This is a genomic window from Micromonospora echinaurantiaca (assembly GCF_900090235.1).
In the GTDB taxonomy this organism is placed as follows: Bacteria; Actinomycetota; Actinomycetes; order Mycobacteriales; family Micromonosporaceae; genus Micromonospora; species Micromonospora echinaurantiaca.
This window is the reverse complement of sequence record NZ_LT607750.1, coordinates 5,715,898-5,733,177: the sequence shown is the minus strand read 5'-3', so window position 1 is coordinate 5,733,177 and position 17,280 is coordinate 5,715,898. Positions and strand designations below refer to the sequence as shown.

General features: G+C 75.3%; 17 protein-coding genes. 11 read left to right on the top strand and 6 right to left on the bottom strand.

Annotation, left to right across the window (positions count from 1 at the left end):
- Positions 1–48 precede the first annotated feature (48 nt).
- The 8 genes from GA0070609_RS25825 to GA0070609_RS25790 all read left to right on the top strand — a co-directional run bounded on the left by GA0070609_RS25825 (position 49) and on the right by GA0070609_RS25790 (position 8,274).
- Complete coding sequence (locus tag GA0070609_RS25825; RefSeq protein ID WP_231928419.1) at positions 49–1,353, top strand: hypothetical protein; 1,305 nt, start codon at positions 49–51, stop codon at positions 1,351–1,353.
- Positions 1,354–1,538: 185 nt separating this feature from the next.
- Positions 1,539–2,933 carry an efflux RND transporter periplasmic adaptor subunit gene (locus tag GA0070609_RS25820; protein ID WP_088996188.1) on the top strand — a complete coding sequence of 465 codons (1,395 nt, stop codon included), beginning with the start codon at positions 1,539–1,541 and terminating at the stop codon, positions 2,931–2,933.
- Positions 2,934–3,030: 97 nt separating this feature from the next.
- The gene (locus tag GA0070609_RS25815; protein ID WP_172899404.1) at positions 3,031–3,963 is read left to right on the top strand and encodes an ABC transporter ATP-binding protein; all 933 of its coding nucleotides are present in this window, start codon (positions 3,031–3,033) and stop codon (positions 3,961–3,963) included.
- On the top strand, positions 3,960–5,144 hold the full coding sequence (locus GA0070609_RS25810; protein WP_088996187.1) for an ABC transporter permease: 1,185 nt from the start codon (positions 3,960–3,962) through the stop codon (positions 5,142–5,144). The genes GA0070609_RS25815 and GA0070609_RS25810 overlap by 4 nt, the downstream gene beginning before the upstream one ends.
- Before the next feature lie 243 nt (positions 5,145–5,387).
- Positions 5,388–5,597 (top strand): helix-turn-helix domain-containing protein, encoded by a 210-nt coding sequence (locus GA0070609_RS25805; protein ID WP_007465625.1) that lies wholly within the window; start codon positions 5,388–5,390, stop codon positions 5,595–5,597.
- A 222-nt stretch (positions 5,598–5,819) separates the two neighbouring features.
- Positions 5,820–5,921, top strand: coding sequence for a 30S ribosomal protein bS22 (locus tag GA0070609_RS25800; RefSeq protein ID WP_007465623.1), 102 nt, complete (start codon positions 5,820–5,822; stop codon positions 5,919–5,921).
- Between the two features lie 120 nt (positions 5,922–6,041).
- Positions 6,042–7,115 (top strand): NAD-dependent epimerase/dehydratase family protein, encoded by a 1,074-nt coding sequence (locus GA0070609_RS25795; protein ID WP_088996186.1) that lies wholly within the window; start codon positions 6,042–6,044, stop codon positions 7,113–7,115.
- A 301-nt stretch (positions 7,116–7,416) separates the two neighbouring features.
- Positions 7,417–8,274, top strand: coding sequence for a lysophospholipid acyltransferase family protein (locus GA0070609_RS25790; RefSeq protein WP_088997966.1), 858 nt, complete (start codon positions 7,417–7,419; stop codon positions 8,272–8,274).
- Between the two features lie 9 nt (positions 8,275–8,283).
- Here the strand turns inward: GA0070609_RS25790 and GA0070609_RS25785 are convergent, their stop codons facing one another.
- The 4 genes from GA0070609_RS25785 to GA0070609_RS33415 all read right to left on the bottom strand — a co-directional run bounded on the left by GA0070609_RS25785 (position 8,284) and on the right by GA0070609_RS33415 (position 11,585).
- Positions 8,284–9,159, bottom strand: a complete 876-nt coding sequence (locus GA0070609_RS25785; RefSeq protein ID WP_088996185.1) for an HAD family hydrolase — start codon at positions 9,157–9,159, stop codon at positions 8,284–8,286.
- 145 nt (positions 9,160–9,304) lie between these two features.
- Entirely contained in the window at positions 9,305–10,186 is an 882-nt protein-coding gene (locus tag GA0070609_RS25780; protein ID WP_088996184.1) for a DUF5667 domain-containing protein, read from the bottom strand.
- Positions 10,187–10,479: 293 nt separating this feature from the next.
- Positions 10,480–11,436: an ECF subfamily RNA polymerase sigma factor, BldN family gene (locus GA0070609_RS25775; RefSeq protein WP_088996183.1), complete on the bottom strand. Its 957-nt coding sequence runs from the start codon at positions 11,434–11,436 to the stop codon at positions 10,480–10,482.
- On the bottom strand, positions 11,433–11,585 hold the full coding sequence (locus tag GA0070609_RS33415; protein ID WP_157748299.1) for a hypothetical protein: 153 nt from the start codon (positions 11,583–11,585) through the stop codon (positions 11,433–11,435). The genes GA0070609_RS25775 and GA0070609_RS33415 overlap by 4 nt, the downstream gene beginning before the upstream one ends.
- A gap of 689 nt (positions 11,586–12,274) precedes the next feature.
- Here GA0070609_RS33415 and GA0070609_RS25770 point away from each other — a divergent pair.
- From GA0070609_RS25770 to GA0070609_RS25760, 3 genes are read left to right on the top strand one after another with little or no spacing between them, the layout of a single operon-like run.
- Positions 12,275–13,924 (top strand): AMP-binding protein, encoded by a 1,650-nt coding sequence (locus GA0070609_RS25770; RefSeq protein WP_088996182.1) that lies wholly within the window; start codon positions 12,275–12,277, stop codon positions 13,922–13,924.
- Positions 13,917–14,168: a glutaredoxin family protein gene (locus tag GA0070609_RS25765; RefSeq protein WP_088996181.1), complete on the top strand. Its 252-nt coding sequence runs from the start codon at positions 13,917–13,919 to the stop codon at positions 14,166–14,168. Before GA0070609_RS25770 ends, GA0070609_RS25765 begins: the two co-directional genes overlap by 8 nt.
- A 29-nt stretch (positions 14,169–14,197) precedes the next feature.
- Entirely contained in the window at positions 14,198–14,848 is a 651-nt protein-coding gene (locus tag GA0070609_RS25760; RefSeq protein WP_088996180.1) for an HAD family hydrolase, read from the top strand.
- 118 nt (positions 14,849–14,966) lie between these two features.
- On the opposite strand, the gene GA0070609_RS25755 is transcribed toward GA0070609_RS25760, so the two are convergent.
- Together GA0070609_RS25755 and GA0070609_RS25750 are read right to left on the bottom strand one after the other, a co-directional pair.
- Positions 14,967–15,620, bottom strand: a complete 654-nt coding sequence (locus GA0070609_RS25755; protein WP_088997965.1) for a response regulator transcription factor — start codon at positions 15,618–15,620, stop codon at positions 14,967–14,969.
- A gap of 229 nt (positions 15,621–15,849) precedes the next feature.
- A complete protein-coding gene (locus GA0070609_RS25750) occupies positions 15,850–17,151 on the bottom strand; it encodes a sensor histidine kinase (RefSeq protein WP_088996179.1) in 1,302 nt (433 codons plus the stop codon).
- Positions 17,152–17,280 lie beyond the last annotated feature (129 nt).

Genomic DNA, 17,280 nt, shown 5'->3' with positions numbered 1-17,280 from the left:
GCCGGGCCGCCCTCGCCGGAGCGACCGGAGGGTCGTACCCTTCGGCGGGTGACTGACGGGGCGCCGGACATCGACCGGCTGGACGAGCCGCCCACCCGCCGGCGCCGGCAGTTGTGGGCCGCGCTCACCGTGTTCCTGCTGCTGCTGACCTGCGGTCTGCCCGCGGCGCTGCTGGTCGGAGCGGTCCGGGACGCCCGTTCCCGGGCCGTGCTGGACCGCCTCGGCACCCCCGCCGCCGACCCGGCCACGCTCGCCGCCCGCCAGCTCGCCGAGCGGATGACCGCGCAGCTCGACCGGCAGGCCACCGCGCTGCTGGCCGGGGACCGGGCCGGCTTCCTGGCGGTGGCCGAGCCGGCCGCGCATCCCGACCTGCGCCGCCGCTTCGCCGCGCTCCGTGCCCTCCGGGTGACGGTCTGGCAGGCCAGCCCGAACGGCGCGCCCGAGACGGTGCCCGGCCGGCCGGGGGAGTGGCGCCTGCTGGTGGAGTTCCGGTACTGCTTCGTGACGCCGGACTGCCGGCCCAGCCCGGTGCTCATCGGCACCCGCTGGAAGGACAGCGGAGCGCAGCCGCGCCTGGTGGCGATGGAGGAGTCCCGGTCGGCGGCGACCGGTACCCGGCCCTGGGAGACCAGCGAGCTGGTGGTGGCCGTCGGCGCGCGGACCCTGGTGGCGACCACCCCCGCGCTGCGCGGCCAGCTGCCCCGGCTGCTCAGCCAGGCCGAGGCGGCGGCGCGGGTCGCCGACTCGTACGCGGTGGACGGCGCGCCGCCCGACCGGTACCGGGTCTTCCATGCCGGCCGTGCCGAGTGGCAGCGCTGGTACGGCGGCGGCCGGCCGAAGTGGACCGGCGGGTACGCGGTCACCGTCGGCGGCGGTCACCACGAGGTGGTGCTGAACGCCGAGGGGCTCAGCCCCGCCGGGCTGGACGACCTGCTCCGGCACGAGCTGACGCACGCCGCGTCGCTGCCCGAACGCGGCTACCCGGGCACCTCGACCTGGTGGCTGGTGGAGGGGCTGGCCGAGTTCGCCGGCGTGGACGGCCAGCCGGTCGACCGGTACGAGGGGCTGGACGAGGTGCGCCGGCTGGCCGCCGGCGGCTGGACCGGCCGGCTCGACGACCTCAGCCCGGCCGACGACGCCCCGGCCGACCGGGTCGCCGGCAGCTACGGCATCTCCTACCTGGCGGTCCGGCATCTGGTCGACCGGTTCGGGCAGGAGCGGCTGCTGGACTTCTTCCGGGCGGTGGTGCACGAGCGCCGGGCGGTAGCCGAGGCGGCCGAGGAGGTGTTCGGCGAGCCCTGGCCGGCCCTGCACGACGCCTGCGTGGCGTACGTCCGCGGCCTGTCCAGCTGACCTCCCCGAGCCGCCGCGAATGATCCGCCGGCGCCGGAGTTGTCCTGCCGGGCCGCCGCGGCTGATCCGCCAGGGCCGCCGCGCCAGAGCCGCCGGGGCCGCCGCGGGCCGACCCGGTGGCGGGCGGATCGGCGGCCGATGACGGCGGTTTCGCGTGATGGTACTGGTGGCAACGCGTTCGTAGGATCGACGGGGTGCGCCGCACCCACTCGCCGCGGCTGCGCGCAGCGACGCGGCCCCGCCTGCTCACCGCCCTCCTCGCCGTCACCGTCCTCACCGCGACCGCCGGGGCGTCCTGCGGCGAGGAGCAACCCGACGTCGCCCTGGCCGCCGCGGAACGCGCCGCGGTGGCCGAGGTGGTGGACGCGCCGGCGACCGTCACCGCCCGCGCCGCGGCGACCCTCACCGCCGCCGCCGACGGCACCCTCGCCAGCCTGCGCGTCCAACCCGGCCACCGGGTCCGCAAGGGACAGGTGCTGGCCGTGATCGACTCGCCCACCGCCCGGTCCCGGCTCCGCCAGGCCCGGGAGGCGCTCGCCGCCGCCAAGCGGGCCGGGCGGGGCACCGGCGGCACCGAGCTGGGCGGTTCCCGGCGGGGCACCGACCGGGCCGCCGCCGAGGCGTTCCAAGCGGCCCGGACCGCCGCCGGAAAGATCGGCGACCCGCATGTGCGCGACGCGCTGCTCGCCCAGGTCACCGCCGCGCAGGAGCAGTACCGGATCGCCGCCCGCGCGGCCGACCAGGCGGTCCGGGCCGTCCAGCGCGGGGTCGCCGGTCTCGACTCGGCCGTCGGCGCGCTGTCCGCCGCCCAACGGCTGCAGGCTCAGCAGGCGTACGACCTGGCGAAGGCGACGGTCGACGCGCTGACCCTGCGCGCGCCGATCGCCGGCGTGGTGCAGCCGGGCGGTACCGCCGCCGGTGGCTCGCCGGCCGGGCTGGACGACCTGCTCGGGGCGGCCGGTGGTGCGCCCGCCGGGCTGGACCCGTCCGCGTTCGCGCCGTCCGGTGGCCGACCGCCGGCCGGGGTGGACGACGCGGTGCCGGTCGGCGGGCTCGTCACCGCCGGCACACCCGTGCTGACCATCGTGGACGTGGGTGCGCTCGGCCTGCTCGCCGAGGTCGACGAGACCGACGTGCTGCTGGTGCGTCCCGGTCTGGTCGCCACCGCCGAACTGGACGCGGTGACCGGGGCGAGTTACCCGGCGCGGGTGCGCTCGGTCGACGTGCTGCCCACCACCTCCGCCCGGGGCGGTGTCTCCTACCGGGTGCGGCTCAGCCTCGACGCCGGCAGTTACGGCGAGGGGGAGCCGGCGCCGGTGCCCCGGCCCGGGATGAACGCGGTGGTGCGGCTGCGGGTCCGGGAGGCCGCCGACGCGGTGACCGTACCGGCCTCGGCGGTCTTCTCGGCCGACGGCCGGGACGCGGTCTGGCTGGTCCGCGACGGCCGGGCCGGCCGGGCCACGGTGACGCTGGGGGTGCAGGGCGAGGACCTGGTGCAGATCGTCAGCGGCGTGCAGCCTGGCGATCGGGTGGTGGTGCGCGGCACCGACCAGGTCCGCGACGGCCAGGAGCTGCGGTGAGGCCGCGAAGCCGGCGGCCAGGAGGCCCGGTGGGGCCGCGAGGCCGGCGGTCAGGAGGCGTGGTGGGGTGGCGACCGCGCCGTCCCGGGGTGGCCCGGTGAGCGCGGTGCCCGCCGCCATCGAGGCGACCGACGTCTCCCGGACGTACCAGCTCGACGGGGTGTCGGTGCCGGCGCTGCGCGGTGTCTCGCTGACCGTCGCACCCGGCGACTACGTGGCCCTGGTCGGGCCGTCCGGCTCCGGCAAGTCGACCCTCATGCACCTGCTCGGCGGGCTGGACCGGCCGACCGGCGGCCGGCTGGTGATCGGCGGCCGGGAGGTGGCCGCGCTCTCCGCGGCCGAGCTGGCGGATCTGCGCAACCGGACCATCGGCTTCGTCTTCCAGGCGTTCCACCTGCTGCCCCGCACGTCCGCGGTGGACAACGTGGCGTTGCCCCTGGTCTACCGGGGGGTCGGGGCCCGGCAGCGGCGGGCGCGGGCGGCCGCCATGCTCGACCGGGTCGGGCTCGGCCACCGGCTCAACCACCGCCCCAACCAGCTCTCCGGCGGCGAGCAGCAGCGGGTCGCCATCGCCCGGGCACTGGTCGCCGACCCGGCCGTGCTGCTCGCCGACGAACCGACCGGCAACCTCGACAGCGCGACCGGCGCGGCCGTGCTGGAGCTGCTGGAACGGCTCAACGCCTCCTCGGGCGTGGCGCTGGTGCTGGTCACCCACGACCACGAGGTGGCCGCCCGGGCCCGGCGGCGGATCGCGATGCGCGACGGCGTGGTCGCCTCGGACAGCGCCGCGCCGGCGGGAGAGGGCGGGACGGGCCGCCGGGCCGCCGCCGACGGGCGGGCGGAGCTTCATGATCGACCGCCGTCGGGCGGCGTGGACGGACCTGACACACTGGTGCCCGCTCCCAGCGCGGAGCCCCGGTCCGCGTCCGGAAGCGGCCCGGGGCACCCGCCCGGTGGCTCCGGTGGCGCCATCGGAGCCACCGGGCGCCTTCCGCGCCCGCCCGACGACCGGGCCGGAGCCGGCTCGTGAGGGTGGCGGAGGCCTGGCGGGTGGCGCTGGCCGCGCTGCGCGCCAACCGGCTGCGCAGCGCGCTGACCATGCTCGGCGTGATCATCGGGGTCGCCTCGGTGGTGATCCTGGTGGCCATCGGCACCGGCACCAAGCAGAAGGTCGAGCAGCAGGTCGAAGGGCTGGGCTCCAACCTGCTGCTGGTGGTCCCCGGCCGGCTGGACGTGGGCGCCGCCCCGGCCGTCTCCCCGCTCACCCTGGCCGACGTGGACGCCGTCGCCCGGGTGGTCGGCGACCGCGACCGGGTCGCGGTGACCGTCGCCTCCGGCGCGACCGTACGGGCCGGCGGCCGGGCCGACTTCAGCACCGTGCAGGGGGTGCTGGAGACCACCCCGTCGGTGTTCACCCGGGAACTCGCGCGGGGGCGTTACCTGAGCGGCTCCGACGTGGACACCAGCCGGCGGGTGGCGGTGCTCGGCGCCTCGGTGGCGCGCGCCCTCTTCCCCGACCGGGACCCGGTCGGGCGGCAGATCACCGTGGCCGGGGTGCGGTTCCGGGTGATCGGCGTCTTCGGCCCGCTCGGGCAGAGCCTCGGCGTGGACCGCGACGACGAGGTGCACGTCCCGGTGACCGCCGCGCAGCGGCTCTACGGCACCCAGCGGGTCGACGGCATCGCGGTGAAGGCGCCGGACCGGGAGCGGATCGACGAGCTGGGCGACCGGATCGTGGCCGAGCTGACCCGCCGGCATCCGGGCACCGAGTTCAGCGCGGTGACCCAGGAGCAGATCCTCGGTGTGCTCGGCGACATCCTGGGCGTCCTCACCGGCGTACTGGCCGCGATCGCCGGCATCTCGCTGCTGGTGGGCGGGGTCGGCGTCTCCAACATCATGCTGGTCAGCGTGCGGGAACGGACCCGGGAGATCGGCCTGCGCAAGGCGGTCGGCGCCCGGCCCCGGGACATCGGCGTGCAGTTCCTGCTGGAGGCGGTGCTGCTCACCTCGGTGGGCGGGCTCACCGGCATGGCCCTCGGCGTGGGCACCGCCCTGCTGGTGGACGCGCTGTCGCCGATCCCGGCGGCGATCACCTGGTGGTCGCTGGCGCTCGCGTTCGGCGTGTCGGCGGCGGTCGGCATCGTCTTCGGCGTGGTGCCCGCGCAGCGGGCCGGCCGCCTCGACCCGGTGGTGGCGTTGCGCGCCGAGTGACCCGGCCGGTCGGCCGGCGGGCGGTGCGCGGATCGTCGCCGGGAACCGGGACATCCGGCGTGCCGAGGCGAATATCGGCAGGTCGGAACGGGTGAATCGGGTGCCGAATTATGATCAGTTGTACGAAGGGATCGCGCCGGTCACAGCCGCCCCGCTACCGTACTGGTAACACGCGCGTACGCCGGTCCGGGCGGGAGATCCTGTCCGGTGGCACGCGCCGGGCATGGGATGGGTCGGTGAGCCATGGCCGGGTCGCAGTCCGACGGTCGGCTGTCGGAGGTCAAGTTCCTGACCGTCGCCGAGGTGGCGACGGTGATGCGGGTGTCGAAGATGACGGTCTACCGCCTGGTGCACAGCGGTGAGCTGACCGCGGTACGGGTGGGTCGCTCGTTCCGGGTGCCCGAGCACGCGGTGCACGAATATCTCCGGGGCGCCTTTCAGGAAACCGCCTGAGCCGCCCGCGGACCCCCCGAGCGGTGGGCGTTGACGCCCGTCGACCGGGGTCGCGTTGGTCCTGCTGAAGCTCTCCCGCTACCCTGGACCCGACCGTGACCGCACACCGGTGCGCCCCGCCGCCCCCACGCTGGTCCGGTCCGTTGTCCGCAAGCGGTCGCGGACGCCACCGGAGGGTGGTGTCATCCGGTCGCCCCGCACGTTGCATCGAAAGGCTGTCGTATGGGCTCGGTGGTCAAGAAGCGCCGCAAGCGCATGGCTAAGAAGAAGCACCGCAAGCTGCTGCGCAAGACCCGCGTCCAGCGTCGCCGTCTCGGCAAGTGACCGGAGCCGGGCCACGGCCCGGCGTCCGTCGTCACTCGCCAACTGCAGACCCTCGGAGGCTCAGGTGATCAGGCCGTGGCTGTCCCGGCTCGATCCCGCCTGCCGGGGGAGGTGCGAGACATGACCCCCGGTGGCACCCCAGGTGCTCCGGGGGTCGTCGTCGTGACCGGGGTCGGCCGTTACCTCGGCGCGCACGTCGCCGCCCGACTCGCCGCGGACCCGCGGATCGAACGGGTCATCGGCGTCGACCCGCCGGAGCCGGGCGCCGAGTTCACCGACCTGCTCGACCGGGTCGAGCGGATCCGCGTCGACGCCGGCTCGCTCGGCGGGCTGCTGGCCGACCTGGAGGTCGACGCGGTGGTGCATCTCGCCCTGGTCAGCGCCCCGGACCAGCAGCACGGCGGCCGGTCGGCGATGAAGGAACAGAACGTCATCGGCACCATGCAGCTGCTCGCCGCCTGCCAGCGGGCGCCCCGGCTGCGCAAGCTCGTGGTCCGCTCCTCGACAGCCGCGTACGGGGCCTCGTTCCGCGACCCGGCGGTGTTCACCGAGGAGACCGAGCCGCGCGAGGTGCCGCGCGGCGGATTTGCCCGCGACATCCTCGACATCGAGGCGTACGTGCGCGGCTTCCGCCGGCGCCGGTCCGACGTCACCGCCACCGTGCTGCGCTTCGCGCCGTTCATCGGCTCGACCGCCGACACCACGCTCACCCGGTACTTCTCCCAGCCGGTGGTGCCCACCGTCTTCGGCCGCGACCCCCGGTTGCAGTTCCTGCACTTCGACGACGCGCTGGAGGTGCTGCACCGGTCGATCGTGGAGGACCATCCGGGCACCTACAACGTCGCCGGGCCGGGGGTGCTCTCGCTCTCCCAGGCGATCCGCCGGGCCGGCCGGGTGGCCGTGCCGGTGCTGGAGCCGGGCCTGTCCGGGGCCGCCGCGCTCGCCCGCAACCTCGGCTTCGGCCGGTATGGCCTCGACCAGGTCGACCTCTTCGTGCACGGCCGGGTGGTCGACACCAGCCGGCTGGAGCGCGAGTACGACTTCACCCCCCGCTCCACGGCGGCCGCCTTCGACGACTTCATCCGGGCGCACCACGGCGGCGTGGTGGTGTCCCGGGACCAACTCGCCGCCGCCGAGCGGCTCGTGCTGGACGGGATCCGGCAGGTCCGCGCCGCCGTACGGGAGCGCACATGAGCGAGGGGATCATCAAGCTCAGCGCGACGGTGTCTCATGACGGCACGGCACGGAGCGGAGTGCCGGCATGAGCGGGCCGGAGGAGCGGCGGGACCGCCGGTACGACGTACCGCTGACCGTGGCGGACCCGGGCGCGGCGCGGGCCAACGGGCACCGGCCCGCCGCCGACGAGTCGGACACCGCGGCCACCGACGAGCCGGTGGCTTCCGCGCCGGCCGAGGCCGCCACCGATGCTCCGGCGGGCCGCGACGAGCCGGCCACCGACGCCCCGGGCGGCGGTGGAGCCGGGCGGGGGCCGGCGGTGCCGGACCGGCCGGGCGACCACTGGGACCGCAAGGTGGCCAACGGCCTGGCCTTCCTGCGCCGCCGGCTGGCCGGCGACTACGAGGTGGACGAGTTCGGCTTCGACCCGGAGCTGACCAGCGCGGTCTTCCACCCGCTGCTGCGGGTGCTCTACCGGGACTGGTTCCGCACCGAGGTCACCGGCATCGAACACGTGCCCACCGACGGCGCCGGCCTGGTGGTGGGCAACCACTCCGGCACGGTGGCGCTGGACGCGTTGATCCTCTCGGCGGCCCTGCACGACCGGCACCCGGCGCGCCGCTACCTGCGCCTGCTCGGCGCCGACCTGGTCTTCCGGATGCCGGTCGTCTCCGAGCTGGCCCGCAAGTCCGGTGGCACGGTGGCCTGCAACCCGGATGCTGAGCGGCTGCTCGGCAACGGCGAGCTGGTCGGCGTCTTCCCGGAGGGCTTCAAGGGCGTCGGCAAGCTCTACTCCGAGCGCTACAAGCTGCAGCGCTTCGGCCGCGGCGGGTTCGTCTCGGCGGCGCTGCGCACCGGCACCCCGATCGTTCCGGTGGCCATCGTCGGCGGCGAGGAGATCTATCCGATGCTCGCCGACATCAAGCCGCTCGCCCGGCTGCTCAAGCTGCCGTACTTCCCGGTCACGCCGACCTTCCCGTGGCTCGGCCCGCTGGGCATGGTGCCGCTGCCGAGCAAGTGGCTGATCGAGTTCTGCCCGCCGATCCCGACCGCCCACCTGACCGACTCCGCGGACGACCCGCTGGTGGTGTTCAATCTCGCCGACCAGGTGCGGGAGACCATCCAGCAGACCCTGCACAAGCTGCTGGAGCGCCGGCCAGACCCGTTCGGCCCCTGACCTGATCGGTCAGTTGGCGCGGCGGCGGCGGTGCAGCGCCAGGCCGGCGGTGACCGCCCCGGCGACCAGGCCCGCGGCGGCGGTGGACGGTACGGCGATCTTGACCGCTCGACGCCCGGTGCGGAAGTCCCGCACCTCCCAGCCCTGCTGCCGGGCCTGCCGCAGCAGGGTGCCGTCCGGGTTGACCGCCACCGCCCGGCCCACCGCCGACAGCATCGGCAGGTCGTTCGACGAGTCGCTGTAGGCGGCGCACCGGCTCAGGTCCAGCCCTTCGACCGCGGCCAGCTGGGTGATCGCCTCGGCCTTGGCTGGGCCGTGCATCAGGTCGCCGACCAACCGTCCGGTGTACGCGCCGTCGACGATCTCGGCCACCGTGCCGATCGCGCCGGTCAGCCCGAGGCGGGCCGCGATCACCCGGCCGATCTCCACCGGCGCGGCGCTGACCAGCCAGACCCGCTCGCCGGCGTCGAGGTGGCGCTGGGCCAGCCGCCGGGTGCCGCTCCAGATCCGTGGCGCCATCAGCTCGTCGAAGATCTCCTCGGTGAGCCGCTCCACGTCCTCCACCCGCCAGCCCTCGATGAAGGCGAGGGCCGCCTCCTTGGCCTGCGACATGTCGCCGGCGTGCTCGGTGGCGAGCAGCCGGAACCGGAGCTGCTGCCAGGCGAACCGGACCAGGTCGGAGGTGGTGAAGTACTTGCGCGCGGCGAGCCCGCGGGCGAACCAGTAGATCGAGGCGCCCTGCATCATCGTGTTGTCCACGTCGAAGAAGGCCGCCGCGGTCGGGTCCGGCTCCGGGGGAGTCGGCGCCGCCGGGTCCGTTTCCGCCCAGCCGGCGGTGTGACCGTGGGCGTCGGTGCTGACGGTCACCTTGCGGCTGCGGACCACGCGACCTCCCTCCGCTCGACGTGCGCGACGTGTGCCTCCTGGCGAGAGTAGCCGGGAGGGAGCGTCCGGCGGCCGGCCGGCAGGTGAACTGTGGCGTGTCCGGCTCTCCGCGACTCCGGGTGCCGGCGGGGGGCAGGTGCGGGCGTCAGCGGCTGGGTGGGCAGGCGGCCGGGGCCGGACCGAGGGCGTCGCTGCCGGCCGGGGCCGGCAGGCCGCAGGCGATCGCGGCGCGCAGCGCGTCGGAGCGCTCGCGGATCGCGTCCAGCAGGGCCAGCGAGCGCCGGGCGCGGTCCCGCTCGGCCCGGGTCGCGTCGTCCAGCAGCGCGTTCACCGACCGCCGCTGCCCGGTCAGGAAGGAGTTCACCGCGTCCAGCGCCGCCGGGTCGGAGCGCTGCACCGCCGCGCTGTTCAGCAGGCGTACGCCCTGCCGGGTGTCGGCGTCCATGTCGTCGAGCACCGCGCTGAAGCCGGTCTGGTCGCCGCGCAGCGCGGCCGCCTCACCCAGCCGGGTCCGGGCGAAGTCCAGGAAGAGCTGCCCCCGGCTGATGTCCGAGCTGGTCAGGGCGAGCTGGGCGCGCTCGGTCGAGCGCTTCATCCCGTAGAGCGCGTCGCCCGGCACGGCGTTCTCGCTGGCCGCCGAGATGCCGGAGACGGCGATCGCCCCGGCCGCGATGCCGACCAGGATCGCGCCCCGGGCCCGGGCCCGGCGGGCGGTGACGGCGGGCAGCAGCGAGCCGCGGCCGGTGGTGGCGGTGGTGGAGCGCTGGGCGGCCGGTTCCGCCGCGGCCGGGGCTCCGATGCCCTCCCGCTCGGCGGTGGCCAGCAGCATCGCCCGCAGCCCGGTGCGGAAGTCCGGGTCGACCTCGACGGCCGGCACCTCCGTACGCAGCCGCTGCCCGACCGCGACGAGCGCGGCGAGCTGGTCGTCGGCCCGGGATCGGGCGTGCCGGCGCCGGCCGCCGTTGGCCTCGTCGAGAAGTTGCGCGAAGCGCTCGGCGCGCCGACGGGAGAAGAGGTCGCTGTCCACCGCAGGCACCTCCTCTCGCTGGTCACGGCCGGTCGGCCGCTGTCGTCGCCGACGACCGGGGCGGCGGGCGCCACGAACCCACGGTTCGTGACCGGCCATGCCGCCGGACCTCTCGCTGGGTCCGGGGGGATGCCGGAGCTACCAAACGGTCGCACCCGGAGAAACGGTCCGCAGCGGGCACGGGTTACGGGCCGGGCGGGTGCGAAATCACAGAAAGTGACCGAAGTCACCCGACCAGAAGGGCGCTGAGCTGCGGAAACACTGATCGACGGGTGCGAGTCCCACTCATGGGACTACGGTTGGAAGCCGTCGGGAAGCAGTCGCGCCAGGGCCCGGACCGCCCGGTACTGGAGCGCCTTGATCGCACCCTCGTTCTTGCCCATCGCCCGGGCCGTCTCCGCCACCGAGAAGCCCTGCAGGAACCGGAGCACGATGCACTCCTGCTGTTCCGGGTTGAGCTGCTTGACGGCGCTGAGCAGGGCCACGTTGGTGATGTGCTCGACCACCGCCGCCTCCGGGCTGCCCTCCGGCCCCCGGTCCTCGCGGTCGGCGTCGAGCACGTCGCCGGTGGTCACCTCCAGCCGGTACCGGCCGGACTTGAAGTGGTCGGCGACCAGGTTGCGGGCGATGGTGACCAGCCAGGCGCCGAGGTCCCGGCCCTGCCAGGTGAAGCTGCCGATCCGCTTCAAGGCGCGCAGGAACGTGTCGGAGGTGAGGTCCTCAGCGAGCTGGCGGTTGCCGACCCGGAAGTAGACGAACCGGAAGACGGTGTCCACGTACCGGTCGTAGATCAGCCCGAACGCCTCGGACTCGCCCGCCTGGGCGCGCTCGACCAGGGCCCAGACCTCGGTGGCCGGGTCCGACGGGTCGGGCCGGCTCGGGTAGCCCGTGGAGGTGTTGGCCGGGGCGGCCGCGGGCACCGCGGGCAGCACCGCCGTCTCGGTCGTGGACGGGTCGGCCACCGCCGGCGGCTCCCCGGTGCGGCGGCTCTGCGCCGGCATGGACGGTCGGGCGGGGACCGCGACCCGGCCGCCGACCGGCTTCGCGTTTCCTCCCGGGGTGGCCGGCCGGGGTGGCGGGTCGTTGTGGTGCGGCCGGTTGCGCAGCCGCTTCGACGTGCCCTCCCCCCGTACGGAGAGGCTCCCGGTGTCCTCCACCGGGCCCCGGGCGGCGAGCCGTTCGTTCACCGTGGCGCGGGCCGCCGGACCGGTCAGACCGAGGGGGCGCTCCGCGTAGCCGAAGGTCGTCACCGCACCTCCTCCGTCCCGCCGGCGGTCGACCGCGCCGGCCGGTGCGGCGCGGCCACCGGGTCGGGTACGCGGTCGGGCAGGGCGGGTCGGGGGTGTGCCGACGGGCGGCAGATCCCCTTGAGGTGCTGGTCCAATGCGCTCACAGGCACGGGGGCCTCCTCGGGCTGAGGGGTGTCGACTCACGGCAAATGGGGTGAGCCGACCCGAGTGATGATAGGGGCCAACGTCACCCGCGCGTGGCAAGTCCGTTACACAGGGCGGAAGTATTTCCCGCCGCGTCGCACCGATGGCGGACCGGTTGTCCGTCGTGTGCGGTTGACTTTCGCACCGGCCCGTGGTCCCCAGTGGAAACGCTGGTCAGCGGGGCGTCCCGGGGCTTGTCGACCGTCCCGGGCGGACGGTCTCGCGGTGCGCTCTGCCGTGCGCCCGGCGAGCTCCGGTCCGTCCCGTCCACGGGACTGGACGTGTCTCGGGCGTCGGCCTCGGCGTGTCCTGTCGACGGGACCCATCCGCCGTTCGGCCAGGCCCGCTCCGCCGGCCCGGACCGGGCCGCGCCGCCGACCGGCCGGGCTGTCCCGCCGAGCGGCCGACCCGAGCCGACACCGGCCGCCGGTGTCCACCTGAGCAGCGGCACCCGTTCGGGGTGGCGTGCGGCGGGTCCACGGGCAGGTCGGCTCCACCCACCTCGAAACGGGCCGGGGCCGACGCCCACTCCGACCGGCGGCACCCGCTCGGGGGGTGCGCGCGGCGGCGGGCCGCTCCGTCGCTCCTCGGCAGTGGGTCCGGGGCTCGCGTCCGGCATGGCCGGGCGGCCCGCGCTGTGCCAGACTCAGCCACCGTGCAGGACGCAGCCGACAGCTCCGCGCCGAACCTCGCCGACCGGCTCCGCCGGGCGGCCGTCGCCCATGGCGACCGACCCGCGCTGCACTGGCGCGAACAGACCGTGAGCTGGTCCGAACTGGACGCGGCGGTGACCGGGGTCGCCACCGCGCTGGCCGCGGCGGTGCCGGCCGCCGACCCGGCCGGGCGGCCCGCCCGGGTCGCGGTCGCCCTGCCCAACTCGCCCGACTTCGTGCTCGGCCTGCTCGGCGCGCTCCGCGCCGGGCTGGTCGCGGTGCCGGTCAACCCCGGCTTCACCGGGCCCGAGCTGCGGCACGTGCTCGCCGACTCCGGCGCGTCCGTGCTGATCGGGACCGAGCGGGTTCGCGAGCTGGTCGCCGACGTCGCCGGTGAGCTGCCCGCACTCGCCGCCGTGCACGCCACTCCACCCCGCGCGCCGTCGGCCGGCGGCCCGTTACCGCCCCGGGGCGGCGACGACCTCGCCGTGCTGCTCTACACCTCGGGCACCGAGGGCCGGCCGAAGGGCGCCATGCTCTCGCACCGGGCGCTGCTGGCCAACCACGAGCAGGTGGACCGGATCGAGCCGCCGGTGGTCGGGCCGGACGACACGGTGCTGCTGGCGCTGCCGCTGTTCCATGCGTACGGGCTGAACTCGGGGTTGGGCGCGGTGGTCCACCATGGCGCGACCGGGGTGCTGGTCGACGATCTCGGTGCCGACGGTGGGCTCGCCGAGATCGCCCGGCACCGGGTCAGCGTGCTGGTCGGCGTACCGTCGATGTTCCTGGCCTGGTCCACGGCGGGAGCCGGCGCGGTCGCCGCCGCGATGGCCTCGGTCCGGGTCGCGGTCTGCGGCGCGGCGCCGCTGGAGCCGGCCGTGGCGACCCGCTTCGCCGAAGTGGCCGGCCGACCGGTGCACGTCGGCTACGGCCTCACCGAGACCGCCCCGGTGCTCACCACCACCCTGGTCGGCGGGGTGCCGAAGGCCGGCTCGATCGGCCGGCCGCTGCCCGGCGTGCAGCTGCGCCTGGTCGGCCCCGACGGAGCGGACCTGTGGCGCGACGGCGTGGCCGAGCCGGACGAGGACGACGACGAGCTGGACCTCGCCGACCCCGCGCCGGGCACCGACCCGGGTCAGATCGTGGTACGCGGCCCCAACCTCTTCTCCGGCTACTGGCCGGACGGCCGGGGCGGGCCGGACGCCGACGGCTGGTGGGCCACCGGCGACGTCGCCTACGCGGACGCCGACGGCGACCTCTTCCTGGTCGACCGGATCGGCGAGCTGATCCTGGTCAACGGGTTCAACGTCTACCCGCACGAGGTCGAGCTGGTGCTGTCCGCGCACCCGGGTGTGGCCGAGTCGGCGGTACTGGGTGTGCCGCACCCGCGAACCGGCGAGACTGTCCGGGCGTACGTGGTGCCGGCGCCGGGGCGTCCGGTGACCAGCGAGGACCTGCTCGCCCACTGCGCCCGCAACCTGGCCCGGTTCAAGTGCCCGACCGCCGTCGAGTTCGTCGACGCGCTGCCCCACTCGGCGATCGGGAAGGTGCGCAAGACCCTGCTCCGGTCGGACCCGTCCCCGGCGGACCCGGCCGGCGACCGCCCGTCGGCTCACGCCGGCGCCAGCAGCACGGAGGACACCGATGCGTGAACCCCGACTCACCCTGATCACCCGGCCCGGCTGCCACCTCTGCGACGACGCCAAGGCGGCCCTGGACCGGGTGGTGGCCGTCACCGGCGACCGGTGGGTCGAGCAGGACGTCACCGGCGACATCGAGCTGGAGCGCGAGTACGGCGACCGGCTGCCCGTGGTGCTGCTCGACGGCAAGGAGCACGGCTACTGGCGGGTGGAGGAGGAGCGGCTGCTGCGGGACCTGACCACGCCGCAGCTGTAGCGCTGCTGGGCGCTGGATAGGGTGCGGCGATGACCCCTGCACGCACCCACCTGGTGTGGGACTGGAACGGCACCCTGCTCAACGACCTCAGCCTGGTGGTCGCCGCCACCAACGCCGCGTTCGCCAGCGTCGGCGGGCCGAGCGTGACCGCCGAGGAGCACCGGGTCCGGTTCCGCCGGCCGATCGCCGACTACTACGCCGACGTGCTCGGCCGGGCCGTCGACGAGGAGGCGTTCGGCCGGTTGGACCGGCTCTTCCACGACGCTTACCGGGCGGGGCTGACCACCTGCGAGCTGGCGCACGACGCCGCGTCGGCGATGGCGAGCTGGTCGGGCAGCCAGTCGCTGCTGTCCATGTGGTTCCACGACGAGCTGGTGCCGACCGTGCACACCTACGGGCTGAGCGGGCACTTCGTCCGGGTGGACGGGCTACGGGCCGAGGTCGGCGGCGACCGCAAGGCCGAGTCGCTGGAGCGGCACCTGGCCGAGCTGGGCGTGGACGGCGAGTCCGTGGTGCTGATCGGCGACTCCATCGACGACGCCGACGCAGCCGTCTCGGTCGGTGCCCGCGCCGTCCTCTACACCGGGGGCTTCACCGACCCCGCCCGCCTGCACGCCTCCGGCCACCCCGTAGCCGACACCCTCACCCAAGCCGTAACCCTGGCCCAAACCCTCCCCTGACCCCCGCGCCACCCGGATCTCGCTCGTTGATCATGGAGTTAGCGGCAGTTATGGAGATCGGAAACGCCGTCAACTTCATGATCAACGGGGCGATCCGGGGGAATCCCGGGGGTGGGGGTTAGTTGCGGAGGTAGGTGAGGACGGCTAGGACTCGGCGGTGTTGTTCGGTGTCGGGGGGGAGGTTGAGCTTGGTGAAGATGTTGCGGACGTGCTTCTCCACCGCGCCGTCGCTGACCACCAGGGCCCGGGCGATGGCGGTGTTGGAGCGGCCCTCGGCCATCAGAGCGAGCACCTCCCGTTCGCGCGGGGTCAGCTCGCGCAGCGGGTCGTCCCGGCGGCGCCGGGCGAAGAGCTGGCCGACCACCTCCGGGTCGAGCACCGTGCCGCCGGCGGCCACCCGGTCCAGCGCGTCGAGGAACTCGTCGATCGCCGCCACCCGGTCCTTGAGCAGGTAGCCGATCCCGCCGCCGCCGGCCCCGGTGGTGGCGAGCAGGTCGTCGGCGTACGAGACCTCGACGTACTGGGAGAGCACCAGGATCGGCGTACGCGGCACCAGCCGCCGGGCCTCCACCGCGGCGCGCAGCCCCTCGTCGGTGTGCGAGGGCGGCATCCGGACGTCGACGATCGACACGTCGGGCCGGTGGGCCACCACCGCCTCGACCAGCGCCTCGCCGTCGCCGACCGCCGCCACCACCTCGTGCCCCTGCTCGCTGAGCAGCCGGATCAGCCCCTCCCGCAGGAGTACGGCGTCGTCCGCGATCACGATCCGCATGGTGTCGTTGTCTACCACGTGCGCACCACCGCACCGGGGCAGCGCGGCGCGGCCGGCCCGGCCCCCACCTCCGGGCCGGACCGCAGCCACCGCGTCGCGCCGGACCGCAGCCACCGCGTCGCGCCGGACCGCACCCACGGCGCCGGGCCGGACCCCAGCCACCGCGTCGGGCCGGACCGCACCCACCGCGTCGGGCCGGACCGCGTACCCCGGTGTGGGGCGACCGGGGTCACAGCGGGAGTTCCGCGCGGACCTCGGTGGGGCCGCCGGCCGGGCTGAGCACGTCCAGCCGGCCGCCGGCGGCGCGGATCCGGTCGGCGATGCCGACCAGCCCGTGCCCCTTGGCCAGGTGCGCCCCACCCTGGCCGTCGTCGCCGACGGCGACCACCAGCCGCTGGTCCTGCCGGCTCACGGCGACCTGGCACTCGGTGGCCCGGCTGTGCTTGGCGACGTTGGTCAGCGCCTCGGCCACCACGAAGTACGCGGTGCTCTCCACCGCCGGGTCGAGCCGACCGCCCGGGGTGCCGAGGTCCGGGTCCACCCGCAGCTCGATCGGGATCAACCCGCGCCCGGCGAGCGCGGCGAGGGCGCTGGGCAGCCCCCGGTCGACCAGGATCGGCGGCGCGATGCCCCGGGACAGCGCGCGCAGCTCGGCGAGCGTCTCCCGGGTCTGGGTGACCGCCTCGTCCAGCGTCCGCCCGGCCGCCTCCGGATCGGAGGCGAGCTGCTGGCGGGCCCGGCTCAGGTCCATCGCCAGCCGGACCAGGCGCTGCTGCGGGCCGTCGTGGATGTCCCGTTCCAGCCGGCGCAGCGCGCTCGCCTCGGCCGACACGGCGGCCCGCTTCTGCTCCTCCAGCACGGTGATCCGGTTGCGCATCTCGGCCACCCCGGTGAGCATCGCCCGGCCGAAGCTGGCCTCCATCAGGGCGCAGCCGCGGACCACGATCGGCAGCGTGATCAGGAAGAACAGCCCGATCGCGGTGTGCAGGCCGATCCGGGCGGTGGTCGAGTCGCCCAGGCCGAGGAGCTGGGGCAGGTCGACGTCCTCAGGGTCGCCGTGCGGCAGCGCCCAGTCGTACGCCCAGTAGAGCGTGCCGGCGACGGCGCCGGCCCACCAGACCAGCGTGACCACGAAGCTGACGATGGCCACCACCAGCTTGAGGATTCCGTGCGCCAGGTCGAGCCAGGACTGGGCGTCGCCCATCGGCACGAAGATCCGCCGCCAGGCGCTCGCGCCGGGCTCGGCGAGCCGGTACTGCGGGCGGATCCGGGCCTGCCGCAGCACGGCGGGCAGCCGCAGCCGCTCGATGTCGGCCAGCCCGCGGGCGGCGTAGAGGGTGCCGCTCAGGATCGGCAGGCCGATCACGGTCACCACCAGCCCGAGACCGGCGGCGAGGCCCACGATGAGCACGACGAAGCTGGCCAGCGCCAGCGGCAGGCCGAGCAGGACGTACCCGGAGTCGGCGAAGAGCTGGCGGGAGATGGTCGGGGCCAGTGCCGGTTGGTCGGCGGTGGCGGGAACGGCGGTCATGTCACGAGGCTAGGCAGCGGGGTGGGTGCTCACCCATCCCGCCGGCCGCCGTTTCCGGCGTAGGGCTGGCCCTACCTGGGGCCGGGCGGGTGGCCGCCGAGCCGGTCGGGGTCGCGACGCGCGGTCGCG

Excerpts from the sequence above, each read along its gene's own strand:
- GA0070609_RS25805 (WP_007465625.1), top strand. The coding sequence starts at position 5,388 with ATGGCCGGGTCGCAGTCCGACGGTCGGCTGTCGGAGGTCAAGTTCCTG.
- GA0070609_RS25800 (WP_007465623.1), top strand. The coding sequence starts at position 5,820 with ATGGGCTCGGTGGTCAAGAAGCGCCGCAAGCGCATGGCTAAGAAGAAG.
- GA0070609_RS25795 (WP_088996186.1), top strand. The coding sequence starts at position 6,042 with ATGACCCCCGGTGGCACCCCAGGTGCTCCGGGGGTCGTCGTCGTGACC.
- GA0070609_RS25765 (WP_088996181.1), top strand. The coding sequence starts at position 13,917 with ATGCGTGAACCCCGACTCACCCTGATCACCCGGCCCGGCTGCCACCTC.
- GA0070609_RS25760 (WP_088996180.1), top strand. The coding sequence starts at position 14,198 with ATGACCCCTGCACGCACCCACCTGGTGTGGGACTGGAACGGCACCCTG.
- GA0070609_RS25755 (WP_088997965.1), bottom strand. The coding sequence starts at position 15,620 with ATGCGGATCGTGATCGCGGACGACGCCGTACTCCTGCGGGAGGGGCTG.
- GA0070609_RS25750 (WP_088996179.1), bottom strand. The coding sequence starts at position 17,151 with ATGACCGCCGTTCCCGCCACCGCCGACCAACCGGCACTGGCCCCGACC.